Below are 16,614 nucleotides of genomic sequence, written 5' to 3' on the forward strand. Positions count from 1 at the left end.
TGGTTAGTTCAATACCAGTTGCGCTGGCCCGAGTGCGTCATAGTCACTCTTTTCAAGCGTAATATCGACAGCTGTTTCGAATTCCTCGAGGCCATCTAATTCGTGGGTAATGAACGACTCAATCGGCACATCACCGTCAGCAACGAACTGTCCCGCAAGTTCACCTGTCGTCGTACCTGGCGTAACAGACTTAGTCCCTTTCTCTGGATTGACCCACCTGGCACACTTTGATCGGGCCGTTCGGGGTGTCATTTCCATGTCTCCAGTGATGTGGCCTACCTGGACAACGGTTCCACCGCGCCTGATGGCGTCAAACGACTGGGCCAGAGGGTCATCACCGGTGGTCGCATGAGATTGGTCACCACCGACGGCTTCGAAGGCAATATCTGCACCAAGACCATCAGTACCCTCGCGAACGGTTTTGATCGGGTCTCTCTTCCTAGCGTCAATTGGGATCAACCCATTTTCCTCAGCAATCTCAAGCGGACGGCTACGTACGTCGACTGAATAGACGTCACCTGCACCGAGACGTTTCGCTGAGAGCGCACACTGGAACCCCATGACACCAGTCCCAAACACCACAACGGTATCGCCAGGATCGATATCGGCATCAACTGCACAAAGGAGCGAACTGGCCATCGGTTGGAGTGCAGCCCCAGCAGCGTTCGAAACCCCGTCAGGGAGTGTACAAAGTGGATCTGCTGGAATAGAGACGTACTCAGCTAGCGCACCGGGTCGATTGTAACCAATGCCAACTGTGTCGGTACATAAGTTCGCGTAGCCCGATCTACAGTACATACACGATCCACAGTGGATCTTCCCCGGTGCGTAGACGCGCTCGCCTTCTTCAACCGTTGTAACGTCGTCACCAACTTCAACAGCACGACCACAAAACTCGTGGCCGAATAGACGTGCGGGCCCGTCTTGGAGACGTCTAGCGACCGAATTATGGTGGATGATGTCGGCACCACGGTAGAGCAAACATTCGGTGACACTCAGCTGAACGCGGGAAACGTCCACAAGAACTTCGTTTGATCCAGGACTCGGCGTTTCAACAGTAGCAACTCGAGACGACTCGAAGTCGTCAAAGAGTATAGCGTCCATACTGTGGGAGATTCCCTAGCATGACATAGCCCCTGTGATGGCCGCCGTTTTTACCCCTTCTTCTGTCAACAAAGTTGACACCCCCGTGGTGTTACTCTGTCTGAAATTCACGTTGATACTCGGTTGCCGATAGTCGATCTTCCCGTAGCGGCCAGAACGCAAGCAGTTTCGCCGGTTCGTCAGAGACTGCCCGTGAAGTGTGCTTGACGCCTGGAGGGATTGCAATGATATCGTAGGGTTGGAGTGAGATTTGTTCATCACCAACGATGAAGTCCAGTTCTCCTTCGATTAGGAGGTTCAGTTGTTCGTAAGGATGTGTATGAGGGTCTGCATCGGGTTTATCCGGTTCGATTACCGAGAATCCGACCATCTGATCGAGTCCTCTGAAAATTGATTGCGTCATACTCCCATCATCGCGATGTGGTGGAACGTCCATCAAATTGTAGACTGCTGGCATCTCTGACTCATCGAAGTCTCGTACCATACAACTCTATCAGGCTGTACCAGCATAATTGTTTGTGAATGTCATACACTGTTTGATGCAAATATTACACCAACCAGATTAATGATTATGAAGGTATGGGTATTCCACGTATGGCTGATTGCACAGCAAACCGATTTGAGCGTTGCCCGAGCTGTGAGTTCGTACACAAAATTGCAGTTGATGATCCTATCGAGCAGTGTCGAATCTGTGGGTCGCTTTGGTAACTACGTTTCGCGCTTAGTTGACTCTCCGCCTTGATTCTCCATCAGTTCTTCACCAGTGGAAGCTCTCTCCCCGATCGAGTCATATCTCGCATCTCGGACATCGACCTCTGACTGGCATGCCAACTCTGTCTCACCGTCGACCGTGAATACACCAAGCGACTCGGTTAGATCTTGTGCTGACTCTGTCAATGACTGTGTGCTCGAGGATACCGCTGTTACCGTTGCTGTCTGTTCTTCAGCAGCAACGGCGACACTCTCAGCTTCTCCGTTAGTCTGCTCGCTAATCTCCGTTGCCTCATCTACCATCATGACGACTCGTTGGTTCGCAACTGCCTGCTCATCGGTTGCCTCGTTAATTTCGTGAATCCCACTATTTACGTCGGCAACCTGCTCGGAGATGTCCTCAATCGCGGTCATACCGTCACCGACAGCGTCAATGCTATCTGTAACTTGTTCTCTCATCTCCTCAATTTCATTGACGGTCTTGCCTGTCGCTCGCTGCACATCGGTAATGAGGTTATCGACACGTTCGGTGGCCTCATTTGTTTCCTCAGCAAGTGCCTTGACTTCGTTCGCGACGACTGCAAATCCCTGTCCCGACTCACCGGAACCTGCAGCCTCAATTGATGCATTAAGCGCGAGCAGGTTCGTCTGTGCGGCGATATCGTCGATTAGGTCCACTACCGCACTGATACGACTCATTTCGTCATCCAACGCAACGATTTGTTTTGATATCGTTTCAGTACGATGTTCAAGTTGATCCATCTCCTCGAGGACATTGCTTGTCACCTCGTTAGCATCGTCAGCACGGTCTGCTGCGTGATCTGAGATGGAAGTTACATCCTCTGCAGTAGAGGCAATTTCCTCGACTGTTGCAGAGAGACTGTTCATCTCTGAGAGTACCTCCTGAAATTGCTCTTTTTGAGTTGTCGTTCCCATGGAAATTGCGTCAGCAGAAGCACTCACATTTTCACTGGCTTGCTCAATTTCATCGATGTTGGAGGCTACATTGGCGCTTGCACGATCCATCTCGTCTGCCAACTGTTGAATCGTAATGATCGTCTCTTCAAGATCAGAAACCATCGCATTGAACGCTCGAGCGATTTCCCTCATCGACTTGTCGTCGACATCCTCACTAAGTCGCTGGGTAAGGTCTCCATCTGCCGCTGCCGCCATTGTTACTCCCACATTCTCTGCTTGCTCTTGAAGTCGAGTTGCAAGAGATTCTGCCTCTGTTCGGGCAGCGGCCGCTTGTTTTTGAGACCGTTCCGCCTTTGCCTTCGATGCTTCAAGCTCTTCAATGAACTCTTCAAGATCCGTCTGCATGGTTTCGAGTGCAACGCCCAGATCACCAGGGACATGTTGCTCAAGAATCGGATCATCAAAACCCTGTTGAGCAATTGCGTCCGCATGGCCAGCAACCGTCTGGAGGTACTCTTGAATGTCAACGAACGCATTTTGGACCCGACCAAGTTCATCCGAACGATCGGTTGACGTGACATCAACATCGAGATCACCTCTGGCTAACGTATTCGCGTTTTTAGCAAGATCGTCGAGCGCATTGGCAGTCGGTCGACCGATCGCAACGCCGACGATCATCAATCCCAAGATTGCGACCGTAATGAGCGCGAGTAGTGACGTAGCTACATCATCGACGAGAGCGTATGCATTCTCTTGAGGTGCATGAGAAATTAGCGTCCAATCTGTTCCTTCGATTGGTGCATACGCGACACTTTCATCACTGCTTGTGTATTCGGTGTACCCTGCTTCGGTTGTATCTGTTCGTAGAACCGACTCATTGTCGTCTTCTCGGTAAGTTTCTAAAACCTCAGTCTCGTTCTCTGCAAACATGACTTCTCCACTACCTCGGTCAATAACTTGCGTGTAGCCGTTCTCAATCGGGTTGTGGAACATGGATGCACGATCCTCAACATCAACAGTTATCATCACCATGCCAACAGCGTCACCGTCGCTATAGATTGGACTGAGAAAACCAACTAAGGATTGGCCATTGTGTTCGAACGTGTCTGTATACGTTGGCTCAAAGTCATCCTCGAGGTCACCTATATCGATCTCGTGGACCTCATCGTCCTCCTCAATGTGAACGCTTGCGAGGCCAACTAACATCCGAACGTCATCTCCGACTGCATCGTCGTTGCTGCTCGCTGCAATTCTGGCACCTGACGACCCAAGACCGTATTCAAAATAGTGAATTGCTTGGGTTGTTTCTGGAAGCTGATCATGTTCCTCACTTAGCGCCTGCCCAACGGCGTCCTCGTCACCACTTCTGACTGTTTCGTGGGAGGCAAGTAGTCGCGTTTTTTGTCTGTGATCTTCGACCCAGTGGCCAACCTCAACGGCTTCCGTTTCGGTTGCAAGATGCATATCGTCCTGAACATCATTGGTCAAGGTTCTGGATATATCGAAGTAAAAAAAGAGCGCAACGCACGCGGTGAGGACGAGAATTATAATGAGTACGATTCCAAATTTCGCCAGATAGCTCCGCTGAATCCACTTTGGCACAGCTGATGATAGTCGCAAACTCATAGTTGTGTGAATTGTTGTCTGTCTGTGAACGAGAAGTATATTGTGGCCAATTGAATATGAGAAATGTGCCAGGAGCCGAAATTCGTGATGTTCACAGTACAACCGAGCAGGACAATCCATGCATTTGGTAGAGAGTGCCAGAAGATTACGACTTCACTAGTGTCCTCCATCTCGTCGTGATACAGTGAGGCCTAATTCATATCTATAATATTATGGGTAGATTCCCTCCGAGAGGCCGATGATTCAATCGCAAAATTCGGGTTTAGTCATCTTTTTAATGATCGTTCCATATTGTTCATGTGCATGGGACAAACACTCACTGAGAAGGTACTAGATAATCATCTCGTCGAGGGCGACCTCGAGACGGGCGAGGAAATCGGGATCGAGATCGATCAGGTCCTTACACAGGACACGACTGGGACGATGGTCTGGCTTCAGTTCGAAGCAATGGGACTGGACGAAGTCCAGACCGAGATCGCAGCCCAGTACTGCGACCACCAGACGTATCAGTTCGACTTTAAGAATACAGACGACCACCGTTTCCTGCGCTCTGCAGCGGGTACCTACGGGGCACACTTCTCTCGCCCTGGTAACGGCATTTGTCACAACGTCCACCGCGAGAACTTCGCCGCGCCCGGCAAGACTCTGCTTGGCTCCGACAGCCACACGCCAACCCCCGGCGGCCTCGGCCAGCTCGCAATCGGTGCGGGCGGGATCGACGTCACCGTCGCCATGGGCGGCGCACCGTACTACATCGAGATGCCGGAAGTTGTTAACGTCCGCCTCGAGGGCGAACTCCCCGAGTGGGCCACGGCGAAAGACATCATCCTCGAGATGCTCCGTCGCCTCTCCGTCAAAGGCGGCGTCGGCAAAATCCTCGAGTACACCGGCCCTGGCGTCGAGACGCTCACCGCACCCGAGCGGATGACGATCACGAACATGGGCACCGAACTCGGTGCGACCTCGTCGATCTTCCCGACCGACGAGCAGACCAAAGACTACCTCGAGCGCGTCGGCCGCGAAGAGGAATACGAAGAGATCCAGCCGGACGATGACGCCGAGTACGACGACGAAATCGTCGTCGACCTCTCGGATCTCGAGCCGCTGATCGCGACGCCCTCGATGCCGGACAACGTCGTCCCCGTCAGCGAAGTCGAGGGCGAGTCCGTTGAGCAGGTCATTGTCGGCTCCTGTACGAACGGTGGCTACGAGGACATCCTCCCCGCCGCGAAGATGCTCGAGGGCCGCGAGGTCGACAAGAAGACCGAGATGATCGTCGCGCCCGGCTCCAAGCAAGCAAGCGAAATCCTCGCCCGTGAGGGCTGGGTCGCCGAGATGATGGCCGCTGGCGTCAACTTCTCTGAGGCGACCTGCGGGGCCTGTATCGGGATTGGCCACGTGCCTGCCTCCGATTCAGTCTCGCTGCGAACGTTTAACCGCAACTTCGAGGGCCGTTCGGGCATCGAAGACGACAACGTTTACCTCTGTTCGCCAGAGGTTGCCGCCGCCGCGGCGATCAAAGGCGAAATAATCGATCCACGCACCCTCGCCGACGAACTCGGCGACTTAGAGGATCCAGGTATCGAGCTGCCCGACGAGTACGACGGTTCGAAGACGGACCTCATCACGCCCGACGAGGCCGTTGACGACGATCTTGTGAAGGGGCCGAACATCGGCGACGTGCCGCTGAAAGACCAGCTTGGCTCCGATATCGAGGGTGATGCGCTCCTCAAGATGGCAGACAACATCACGACCGACCACATCATCCCTGCAACGCAGGATATCCTGATGTACCGGTCGAACATCGACAAACTCTCCGAGTTTACCCTCTCCCGTGTCGACGACACCTTCGCCGAGCGCGCGAAAAACGCCGACGGCGGCTTCCTCGTCGCTGGCGAGAACTACGGGCAGGGCTCCTCTCGAGAACACGCCGCAATGTGTCCGATGTATCTCGGAATCGAGGGCGTCCTCGCACAGAGCTTCGCACGGATCCACCGCGCGAACCTCTTTAACTTCGGAATCATCCCGCTGACAATCGACGAAGACACCTACGACGACATCGATCAGGGCGACGAAATCGAAATCGTCGACGATGTCTACGAGGGCGTCATCTCCGGCCAGGAGGAGTTCACGGTCGAAGTCAACGGTGAGGAGTACACCGCGACGCTCGACGCCTCCGAGCGCGAACGCGACATCCTCGCCGCCGGTGGCAAACTCTCTTGGACGAAAGCACAGGCTGAAGAAAGCGGCAGCGGCGCTGCGCCGGCTGACGACTGAGAACGAACCATTTTATTTTTCGGATACAGAATAGAACGACTCGGCTCAACTGTTTGTTGATGGATTTGACTAGTTGATCTCAGCACGAGGTGGTAGCGCAATACAGAGAAGGAACATAATACCACTCACGCCTGAGAGCATCCAGAACGCATGGTCGAAGAAGCCAGCTTCACCAAGGACTCCGATAATTACTGGACTTGTTGAACCGATCAAAATATAGCAAGTCCGCAAAACACCAAGTCCTGTTCCACGGATGTCTTCTTCTAATGCTTCAGTAAGATAAGTAAGTGCGAGTACCGCTCGAGCGAGGAGGCTACTCAGCGCAATCGTAATTGCCAGAAGTGGCCAGATTCCCTCAACAAATGGGAGGACAGCTAGTACGCCAGTGATGACCACTAGGACACCAAACAGAGTTTGGCGCTCTCCAAGTCTGTCACCAATCATCCCAATGATTGGTTGAATAAGGATACCGCCAGCAAAGAAGACGCTAAATAGCAGTGAAGCTTGACTGGCGGACAATCCCTTCTCTTCGATGAGATACGTTGGGTAGAAACCAGTAAACCCTTGATAAGTAAATGAACCCAGCATCTGAATAATTGCAATGACGATCACAGATCGGACTGCAAGTTGGGAAACCACGTACCGGATAGACTTTATAGAGAGTTCGATGGATGCTGACTCTTCACCTGTGTCATCACTGTTTGAATCTGTCTGTCGGGGAATGGCCAACCAAATGGCGATTGAAACCACTGCAAACAATGGAACGAATAGTAGGGTTCCAAATTGCCATGCAGCAACCCCAGCGACTGTACCGACAGTGAGCGGTAGAACCGTATTCCCAAGGTTTCCGGTTGCTTGGGTCAGTCCAATTGCTGTCCCTGGCCGCTCGGAAAACACACTCGAGAGCACAGGGAATCGTGCTGGACCGTACATTGCAGTACTGAAACCGAGCAGCGCTGTCGTTGCAAACAGCATGGCTGCATAGGGCGAGACTGAGACAAAGAGGATTGACACTCCAGAGAGGCTGGTACTTGCGAGTAACACAATTCCGGCACCCCACCGATCAGCGAGAACACCCCCGGGAAACTGGCCAATTGCATACGCTGTCCAGAGAACTGTTAATAACAGCCCAGCGATCGACAGATCTAGTGTGAGATCTGTCCGAATGTGTGGTAAGGCCACAGGGTAACTGAGCCGAATTCCCATAGAGAGAAACCATCCAAATGCAACCGCAATCAAAATCCAGCCACGGCCGTCGCTGCGGAGATACTGGAACGTCTCCTGTAACTCTTGGACATACCGCTCAACAAACCACTGCATTAGGTTTGACCACTCGCATCAGATCGTGAAAAGATATGTCCTCCGGCAAGACGGTCCGCCTATCGGTTGGCTTGCCAAGTAATTACTTGAGTCGATCGAGATCTCGATAGAAGGCTTTTCCACTCATGAGTTGTCGTGCTGTGCGTCCAATAGAAACGTGACGTATCTGTTCTGTCACAGAATCGGCATCAACACCGATTGTCATAGTGCCCTTGGGATGGCCTATACGAACAGCATCACCAGTTCCTCTTGCCGCCTCTGCAGGGATCGTCCCGTGGATTCGCGTTGCAGCCGCTAGGCACATCGCCCCAGTTGTAGCGTAGGCATGGTGTGGTTGTTGGGTTGAAACCATCCGGGCAGTAACGTCGATCTCGTCACGTGCAACCGATGAACCAACAGTGGTCTCGTATGCCTGTGGCTTGGTGATGAGTGCCACGAACGGCATTGTTGGCCGTTGATCAATTGCGTCTGCCGCGTTATCAACCAGTCCAAGTTCAACACAGGCGGCCCCGCGAATCTGCTCGAGTTCCGTTAGCAACCCCTCAGTAGCATTGAGTTCTGCGGGCAACTCTGTTCCAGTGCAATTCAGTGCATCAGCACGGAGGAAGACAGTCACGTTTGTCGCATCGACGATTGAGACTTTGTAGGAATTCTCACCGACCTCAAGTTCATCAATAGTGTTCCCGGTTGGGAGCGTGTCTCCAAGCATTCCACCACCAGGCTCAAGATACCGTGACTGAATGCGTGCACCGGCCCCGGGTACACCATCAATTCGGTAGCTTCCATATGGTGTCGGTTCCCCGTTCTCGATCGGGATATCTTGTTCGATGATTGAATTGGTGTTCTTGCTGTAGATCCGTACTGTTGTTTTCGGTTCGTCTGGTTGAATAATACTCTCGAGCAATCCGAAGACACCGACAGCACTCAACAGATTTCCGCAGTTCCCGCTCCAGTCTACTGTAGGGTTTTCAATTCCGACTTGGGCATATTCGTAGGAGAGATCCACGTCAGGGCGATTTGAATCGTCAATAAGCATTAGTTTACTCGTATGCGTGTGCGAGCCACCAAGGCCGTCGACCTGTAATGAATCAGGTGTTCCGAATAACTCAAGGATTATCTCGTCTCGACGATCTGGATCATCTGGAAACGCATCTCGTCGACTAAAGAATCCCTTGCTGGTTCCACCGCGGATTAGCCGTCCCTCAAGACCGTACTGGAGAGTCGAATCGTCACATACCATATCTTGAGTTCGGCGACGAGCATGTAAAGACTGGTGTCCAACTTGTGAGCTTTCACCCCATCTGATTGAAGTTAATCGGAAGAAACCACGGAGCTTCACCTCGAGCACTCGTATTGGCTATTGTAGATTCCCGGAACTAGTTGCCAGGAATCCCTACACTCATTGTGCCGTGGGATCAAACACCACCAATAATGCGGATACGACAGCGTGTCGCACAATCGATGAGGGGAACCAATGCGTGAATTGATTAACGACTACAGAGATATTGAGCGGCCTCGAAATGTCGGCCTTGTCAGCTTCTCTCATGGGATCAATGAATTTTATGGGCTTGTTATTCCACCGATCATTCCATTATTGGTGACTGATCTTGAGATTACGTATGCAGCGGCTGGGTTGCTGTTGACTGTCTTCTATGCTATGTATTCAATCTTTCAACTCCCTGCGGGGATGATCGCAGACCGAATCGGGAAGAAGCGACTTCTCGTATGGGGGCTGGTCGGAATGGCAATTGGCCTTTTCGTTGCTAGCACGGCCCAGAACTATGAGATGCTCTTGCTCGCGAAAGTCCTGATGGGGATCTCTGGAAGCACGTACCACCCTGCAGGGATGGCAATGATCAGTGACAGCGAGTCATCGGAAACGGAGGGCAAAGCAATGGGGGTGTTTGGACTCGGTGGCCAGATTGGTGTCGCAAGTGCACCGATAATAATCGGTGGTATTGCAGCGATAGCTGATTGGCGAACGGCGTTATTAGCCGCAGCTGTAGTTGGTATCGTCTTTACCGTTGTTTTCCAGTTCCTGTACCGGACCCCGCCCACGGTGGCGACCGACGGTGGAACTGGTACCGAGTCGAGTGAGCCTCATGACAATTCAACTGACAGAACTGATGATTTGGACGACAGCGATGGTGACTCAAACTCAAATGTGCCCCACGAATCGGTACGGATAGATGAAGCTGGGAGCATAGCATTGCGACTTCAAACACAGTTCAAGCGTGCACTGCGGTTCGAACTCACCGTTGGACTTGTTCTCGTCTCGCTTGTCACACTGCTCGTTTCACTCCAGATTCGGTCAATCCAGACGTTTGCAACTGGCTTTGTCGCAGACGGGATTGGTCAGACAACCTCAATGGCAAATGGCGTTTTCTTCGTGATGCTTGCAGCGAGTGCAGTCTCATCAATCTGGGTTGGCAGTTTAGCCGATCGATTCGACCGCGGGCGGCTGGGGGCTCTTGCAGCGATCACGACATCGTTACTCTTGCTTTCTACAATTCTTGTCGTCGCAGTTCAAGGAGCCTTAGTAGACTGGTTAGTGACTGGAACGCTCATTGTTGTGTTCGGGTTGCTCGGTTTGGCGGTCTATGGCTGTACGCCGATCAAGAACGCACTGATTTCGGAATATGCGACGACTGAGGCTAGTGGGAGTATTTTCGGTGTTACACAAACGGCATCATCGGCAGGCAGTGCAGCAGGACCGGCGATATTCGGCTATATCGCCACTGAGTTTTCCATTGCTGTTGCGTTCCCTATGATTGCAGTTGTTGGCGGAATAATCGCTATTGGATTCTATTCGCTTTCCCATCAGACTGGCTGAGGGTAGTCAATCATATTGAATAGAGGTTACCGCAACGAAAATCTTTTTATCTCTTTCGCGTTCCAGTACGAACGAATGGATCTACAGATAAGTGATAACACGGCACTAGTAACAGCATCGTCGAGCGGTCTCGGGAAAGCCTCGGCAACGGCGCTGGCCCGCGAGGGTGCAAATGTCGTAATTAACGGTCGTAATGAGGATCGATTGGCTGAAACGAAAACAGAAATCGAACAGGTAGCGACGGGCGAAGTCGTTGCTGAACCGGGTGATCTAACGGACAAGGACGACATTCAGCGACTGATCAAAACTACTGTTGATGAGTTTGGCAGCCTTGATCACCTTGTTACCAGTGCCGGAGGTCCGCCATCTGGTCCCTTTTTGGAGACAGACGACCAAGACTGGTATCATGCTTATGACCTCCTTGTGATGAGTGTGGTTCGACTTGCACGTGAGGCGGAGCCTTATCTCAAGGAAGGCGGGGAGACGGGTACAATCGTTAATATTGCATCTAGAAGTGTCAAAGAGGCACTCGACTCGTTGGTACTCTCAAACTCGGTTCGGATGAGCGTCATCGGGCTCGAGAAAACTCTTTCAAAGGAATTTGCACCTGGTATTCGTGCAAACGCGGTCCTGCCTGGTCCACACGAAACCTCGCGTATTCAGGATCTCGTTGAACAAGCTGTTGATAGAGGAGAATACGATTCCTATGAAGACGGTTTAGATGATTGGGCTGGTAATCCACTTGAGCAAGTCGGAGATCCGATGGAATTGGGTAATACTGTTGCCTACCTTTCCTCACCAGTCTCTGGATTCATTAATGGACAAAGCATTGTTATTGATGGCGGTTCCACGGGGGCAAATCTATGAAACCTGTAGACTTTGATGAAGCAGAGACCTACGAACCGGATGAAGGTTGGCAACGCCGTTCACTGGCTGGTAGCGACCGGTTCAGTTTCGAATGGTTTGAGAAACCTCCGGGACACAGCTCTCCGATGCACCATCATGAGAACGAACAGGTGTGTCTCTGTCTTGAGGGCGAATTGACCGTTACAAATGAGGATGGTGAGTCAGTTGTACTCGAGAAATATGACTCTGTTTGGCTTGGTCCGGATGAACCCCATAAAGTCGAAAACACTGGAGATGAACTTGCCGCTGGGCTTGATGTCTTTGCACCTGGGCGTTCATTCGACTTTTGGACTGATCGTGAAGAGTAGGAGGTAGTCAATAGAGCCGAACAGTAGTTTTACTAGCTCAAAGCTACCAATACAATAGGTGAACAATCAAATCCACTGCTACAGCTGTGGTAATCACTACGAGCTTGCAGAACGTACGCATTGTACGTGTGGTGAGACCCTTTGGCTTGACATTGACAGTAGCGGATTCGAGTGGCCTTCTGGTGGCATCGATAACATTTGGAGATACGCAGATGTTCTCCCAACTATTGATCACATTGGAGTAAACCCTGGTGGAACACCACTTGTCCGTTCAAAACAGGTTGATGAATTTGCTGGGTGTTGCCTTTCTCTCAAGGTAGAGGGCTGCAACCCCACTGGCAGCTTTAAAGACCGGGGTAGTGCAATCGGTGTGGGTTACGCAGCGAGTGCCGGCTACGATTGGGTTGGTACTGTTTCACATGGGAACATGGCATTGAGTACAAGCGCCTATGCCGCTGCAGCGGATCTCAACTGTGCCGTCTTTGTGCCTGCGGAAACACCACCCGAACGCCTCGAGTTAATTTCGCGCCACGATCCGAATATCTATCGTGTGGAAGGAGACTATAGTCGGTTGTATACCGACACCCTTTCACTCGAGACAAACATTTGCTTTGTTAATTCTGACACACCATTGCGCGTTGCTGGGCAGAAGACAACCGCTTACGAAATTCTCGAGTCGTTCGCTCCCTCCGTTCCTGATGCAATTGTTCTCCCGACAAGCAGCGGTGGACATGTTAGCGGCGTCTGGAAGGCATTGTGTGAACTCGAGGATGCAGATGTTATCGATGAGGTCCCCCAAATATACGTCGCGCAGGCGGCTTCTTGTGACCCAATTGTATCTGCATATCGCAAGACGCAGGAAACAGTTACTGCTATTGATCCTGATGAGACAATTGCGGTCTCGATCGCCAACAGCAACCCCCCGAGTGGGACACGAGCACTCACAGCGGTTCGGGATACCAATGGGGGAGCCGTTGCAGTAACTGACGACGAAACCCGAACAGCAATGGACAAACTGGCAACGGTGACCGGAATCTCCGTTGAGCCTTCAAGCGCTGTCGCCGTAGCCGGTATCCGGAAATTGAGTCGTGAGGGTATTTTTGCATCCGATGACGAGGTTGCAGCGATTCTCACTGGAACAGGATACACAGAACGGTTCGATTCCGGTAGGGACGTTGAATCTGATTTAATTGATGTTAGCACTCTCGAATCAAAACTTGAGCAGATTACGAAGTAAAATTCAGCCAGTTACTGCCATCATCTCTATGTCCTTGTTCTCGGAGGTTAAGACATACAGGTGACGTCCTCCACACGGCTGAAACCATGTATTTCGCCCGTACGATCTGTAATTGCCATTTCCTCAACGAAATGAACAAATAGGATTAATTTTGCCGAAACCTGTACCGGTATCCGACTCCAATACAAATCTAAATCCGAAATTCAAACCTGCGCCCACACTTGCACGTAAGTCCGGGTTCAAACCGTGACTCAAAACATCTTATGACAAACACACCCCGCATACACGACGGTCCAGCAGACGATTCGAACGCCAATTATGACTACCGAAGTGACGATATAGAGTATCCAGCACTTGTTGCTGAACTCGAACGTCGTGTTACTGGCGAGGTTCGATTTGATTCGTACTCACGACAGTTGTACGCTACCGACGCAAGCATCTACAAGGTCACTCCAATTGGTATTGTCTTCCCAAAAACAACTGCTGATGTTGCCCGTGTCATCGATTACTGTTCTGATGAGGGAATTCCCGTCCTTCCACGGGGCGGTGGAACCAGTCTTGCAGGACAGACAATCAATGAGGCTGTTGTTCTTGATTTCACGAAGTATATGGACGACGTCATTAATGTTGATCCTGATAAACAAGTAGCGACTGCCCAGGCTGGCGTCTATCTTGGGGCACTTAACGAAGACCTCGAACATCACGGTTTGAAATTTGCACCTGATCCTTCTTGGGGTGATAAGAGCGCCCTTGGTGGGGCAATTGGCAACAACTCTACAGGATCTCATTCATTGCAGTATGGGAAGACAGATGCTTATATTGAGGAAGTTGAGGCTGTCCTTGCGGATGGCACCGTCACGACATTCGGCGAGGTTTCGGTTGCTGATTTACCCAATTTAGCTGACGGTGATGATCTTGAATCGACCATCTATGAGGAGGTTGAACGTATTATCAAAGAGAAAGGTGATTTAGTCGAAGAGGTATATCCTGATCTCAAACGGAGTGTCTCTGGTTATAATCTTGACTGGCTGATTGAGGACGCTCGCGGAGCTGTTCGCGGTATCGGCGAGCCAGATTCAAAAGGTGGCACGGTCAATATTGCGAAATTGCTTTGTGGAAGCGAAGGGACACTTGCAGTCGTTACTGAAGCAACAATCTCTCTCGAGCCAATTCCAGAGGAAAAGAGTATGGCACTGCTGGCTTACGATACAGTGCTTGATGCAATGGATGATGTCAAGCCAATCACCGAACATAATCCCGCTGCAGTCGAGGTTTTAGACGATGTTTTAATTGATCTTGCACGACAGACGCCTGAGTTCACGTCAGTTACGGAAATGCTCCCTGACGGAACAAATGCTGTTCTGATTGTCGAATTCTACGCTGATGATGTTGAGAGTGGCAAACAGAAGGTCGCTAACCTGCTTGCTGATCGTTGTCCAAGTATTACCCCAGAACGTGAGGCTACCAATGAGGAGAATCGGGTAGTGACTGAAGCAGGCATACTGGCGTTTGATGCACTTGAAGCCTACAGTGCTGAAAGCCGGGCAAAGATTTGGAAGCTTCGGAAATCTGGTCTTCCGATCTTACTCTCACGGACCACTGATGAGAAACACATTGCCTTCCTTGAAGATACGGGGATTCCACCAGAGAACCTCCGTGACTTTGTAGCTGATTTCCAGGAGGTGCTCGAGGATCACGATACCTACGCTAGTTTTTACGCTCATGCTGGACCTGGAGTCTTACATATTCGCCCGTTGGTGAACACAAAGACACAAGCGGGACTTGATGCAATGGAATCGATCACCGACAACGTAACCGATCTTGTGGTAGAGTATGAGGGTTCCATCTCCGGCGAACATGGTGATGGTCGTGCACGCACCCAGTGGAATCAAAAGTTATACGGAGATGAACTGTGGGAGACCTTTCAGAAACTTAAGACTGCCTTTGATCCAGACTGGCTTCTCAACCCTGGCCAAGTAGTATTCCGTGAGGATAACCCAACCAATATGAAAGAAAACCATCGGTTTGGTCCCGACTACACCTTTGATGCGGAATTTGAACCTGTTCTTGAGTGGCCCAATGAGAATGGATTTCAAGGAATGGTCGAACTTTGTCACGGGTGCGGCGGGTGCCGAGGTGAGCAGTCGACGACTGGTGGTGTGATGTGTCCAACGTTCCGTGCTGAAGATGAGGAAATCCTCTCAACACGGGGACGTGCAAATGCATTACGACAAGCAATGAGCGGCGACCTTGATCCCGAAGAGCAATTTAGTGATGAGTTTGTTGAAGAGGTATTAGATCTTTGTATTGGTTGTAAGGGATGCAAGCACGACTGCCCAAGTGGGGTCGATATGGCAAAGATGAAAGCTGAGCTCACCCATGAACATCACAAGCGACATGGGACCTCTCTTCGAGACCGGTTGTTTGCGAACTTTGCAACAATTGCAAAGCTAGGATCAGCGACTGCACCCGTCTCTAATTGGTTTGCAACTCTGCCTAAAAGTGGGCTATTAGCAGAGAAGCTTTTGGGAATTTCGAAAAAACGAGATATCCCAACTTTCCAGCGCAACACCTTTGCAAAGCGAGTAGCAAATCATCAACCTGCGGTTCCTGTCCATGAGACGGACTACAAGGTTGTTCTGCTACCAGACATCTATACCAATCACGAGTATCCTGAGGCTGGAGAAGCGGCGCTCAAAGTGTTGGAGGCCGCTGGCATACACGTTGAGATTGCCCAACCCCAAGATGTAGGCCGTCCGGCGTATTCGAAGGGGATGGTCAACAAGGCTGCCGAGAATGCAAACGATACAATCCAAGCATTGCTTCCATACGTTGAAGACAACTACGACGTGGTGCTGATCGAACCCTCTGACGCTGTCATGGTGCAGTCGGACTACCTTGACCTTTTCAACCACGATGAGGTCAAGATGGTTGCGGAAAACGCCTACGGTATCTGTGAGTATCTAGATCGGTTCGATCTCGACCGTGAACTCGAGTTCGTCACGCCCGACGATCATCTTACATACCATGGTCATTGCCACCAGAAAGCCCACGCAAAAGATCATCACGCGGTCGGAATTCTCCGTCGAGTTGGCTACGCCGTTGATCCGCTGGATTCAACCTGTTGTGGAATGGCTGGCTCGTTCGGTTACGAGGCCGAACACTATTCCATGAGCAAGGCGATCGGCGACGTGTTATACGATCAGGTTGACGAAAGCGATGGCAATCGCGTCGTCGCACCCGGAGCCTCTTGCCGTACGCAACTTGCTGACTGCCCCGACACAACCGAGGAACCACCGACGCCGATCGAAGTTGTCGCCGAGGTACTCAAGGACAATAGTAGCGTCAGATAGCTCCCAGACCAGGGATCTGCA

General features: G+C 51.3%; 11 protein-coding genes. 6 read left to right on the plus strand and 5 right to left on the minus strand.

Annotated elements, in window-relative coordinates; translation table 11 throughout:
• Positions 1–3: 3 nt before the first annotated feature.
• The 3 genes from G6M89_RS20295 to G6M89_RS20305 form a co-directional block, all read right to left on the minus strand.
• Positions 4–1,104 (minus strand): zinc-binding dehydrogenase, encoded by a 1,101-nt coding sequence (locus G6M89_RS20295; RefSeq protein WP_165163728.1) that lies wholly within the window; start codon positions 1,102–1,104, stop codon positions 4–6.
• A gap of 91 nt (positions 1,105–1,195) precedes the next feature.
• Complete coding sequence (locus G6M89_RS20300) at positions 1,196–1,588, minus strand: cupin domain-containing protein (protein WP_165163729.1); 393 nt, start codon at positions 1,586–1,588, stop codon at positions 1,196–1,198.
• Between the two features lie 224 nt (positions 1,589–1,812).
• Positions 1,813–4,461 carry a methyl-accepting chemotaxis protein gene (locus G6M89_RS20305; RefSeq protein ID WP_165163730.1) on the minus strand — a complete coding sequence of 883 codons (2,649 nt, stop codon included), beginning with the start codon at positions 4,459–4,461 and terminating at the stop codon, positions 1,813–1,815.
• Positions 4,462–4,662: 201 nt separating this feature from the next.
• On the opposite strand from G6M89_RS20305, the gene G6M89_RS20310 reads away from it, so the two are divergent.
• Positions 4,663–6,636 (plus strand): aconitate hydratase, encoded by a 1,974-nt coding sequence (locus G6M89_RS20310; RefSeq protein ID WP_165163731.1) that lies wholly within the window; start codon positions 4,663–4,665, stop codon positions 6,634–6,636.
• A gap of 69 nt (positions 6,637–6,705) precedes the next feature.
• Here the strand turns inward: G6M89_RS20310 and G6M89_RS20315 are convergent, their stop codons facing one another.
• Positions 6,706–7,956 carry an MFS transporter gene (locus G6M89_RS20315; protein ID WP_165163732.1) on the minus strand — a complete coding sequence of 417 codons (1,251 nt, stop codon included), beginning with the start codon at positions 7,954–7,956 and terminating at the stop codon, positions 6,706–6,708.
• A gap of 82 nt (positions 7,957–8,038) precedes the next feature.
• Positions 8,039–9,196, minus strand: coding sequence for a PrpF domain-containing protein (locus tag G6M89_RS20320; protein ID WP_165163733.1), 1,158 nt, complete (start codon positions 9,194–9,196; stop codon positions 8,039–8,041).
• Positions 9,197–9,430: 234 nt separating this feature from the next.
• Here G6M89_RS20320 and G6M89_RS20325 point away from each other — a divergent pair, with 234 nt between their 5' ends.
• From G6M89_RS20325 to G6M89_RS20345, 5 genes are all read left to right on the plus strand, one after another.
• The gene (locus tag G6M89_RS20325) at positions 9,431–10,789 is read left to right on the plus strand and encodes an MFS transporter (protein ID WP_165163734.1); all 1,359 of its coding nucleotides are present in this window, start codon (positions 9,431–9,433) and stop codon (positions 10,787–10,789) included.
• 75 nt (positions 10,790–10,864) lie between these two features.
• The gene (locus G6M89_RS20330; RefSeq protein WP_165163735.1) at positions 10,865–11,656 is read left to right on the plus strand and encodes an SDR family oxidoreductase; all 792 of its coding nucleotides are present in this window, start codon (positions 10,865–10,867) and stop codon (positions 11,654–11,656) included.
• The gene (locus tag G6M89_RS20335; protein WP_165163736.1) at positions 11,653–12,003 is read left to right on the plus strand and encodes a cupin domain-containing protein; all 351 of its coding nucleotides are present in this window, start codon (positions 11,653–11,655) and stop codon (positions 12,001–12,003) included. The genes G6M89_RS20330 and G6M89_RS20335 overlap by 4 nt, the downstream gene beginning before the upstream one ends.
• Positions 12,004–12,061: 58 nt before the next feature.
• The gene (locus G6M89_RS20340) at positions 12,062–13,240 is read left to right on the plus strand and encodes a threonine synthase (protein WP_165163737.1); all 1,179 of its coding nucleotides are present in this window, start codon (positions 12,062–12,064) and stop codon (positions 13,238–13,240) included.
• Between the two features lie 263 nt (positions 13,241–13,503).
• Positions 13,504–16,593, plus strand: a complete 3,090-nt coding sequence (locus G6M89_RS20345) for an FAD-binding and (Fe-S)-binding domain-containing protein (protein WP_165163738.1) — start codon at positions 13,504–13,506, stop codon at positions 16,591–16,593.
• The last annotated feature ends 21 nt before the right edge of the window (positions 16,594–16,614 follow it).

It is taken from the genome of Natronolimnobius sp. AArcel1, assembly GCF_011043775.1.
In the GTDB taxonomy this organism is placed as follows: domain Archaea; phylum Halobacteriota; class Halobacteria; order Halobacteriales; family Natrialbaceae; genus Natronolimnobius.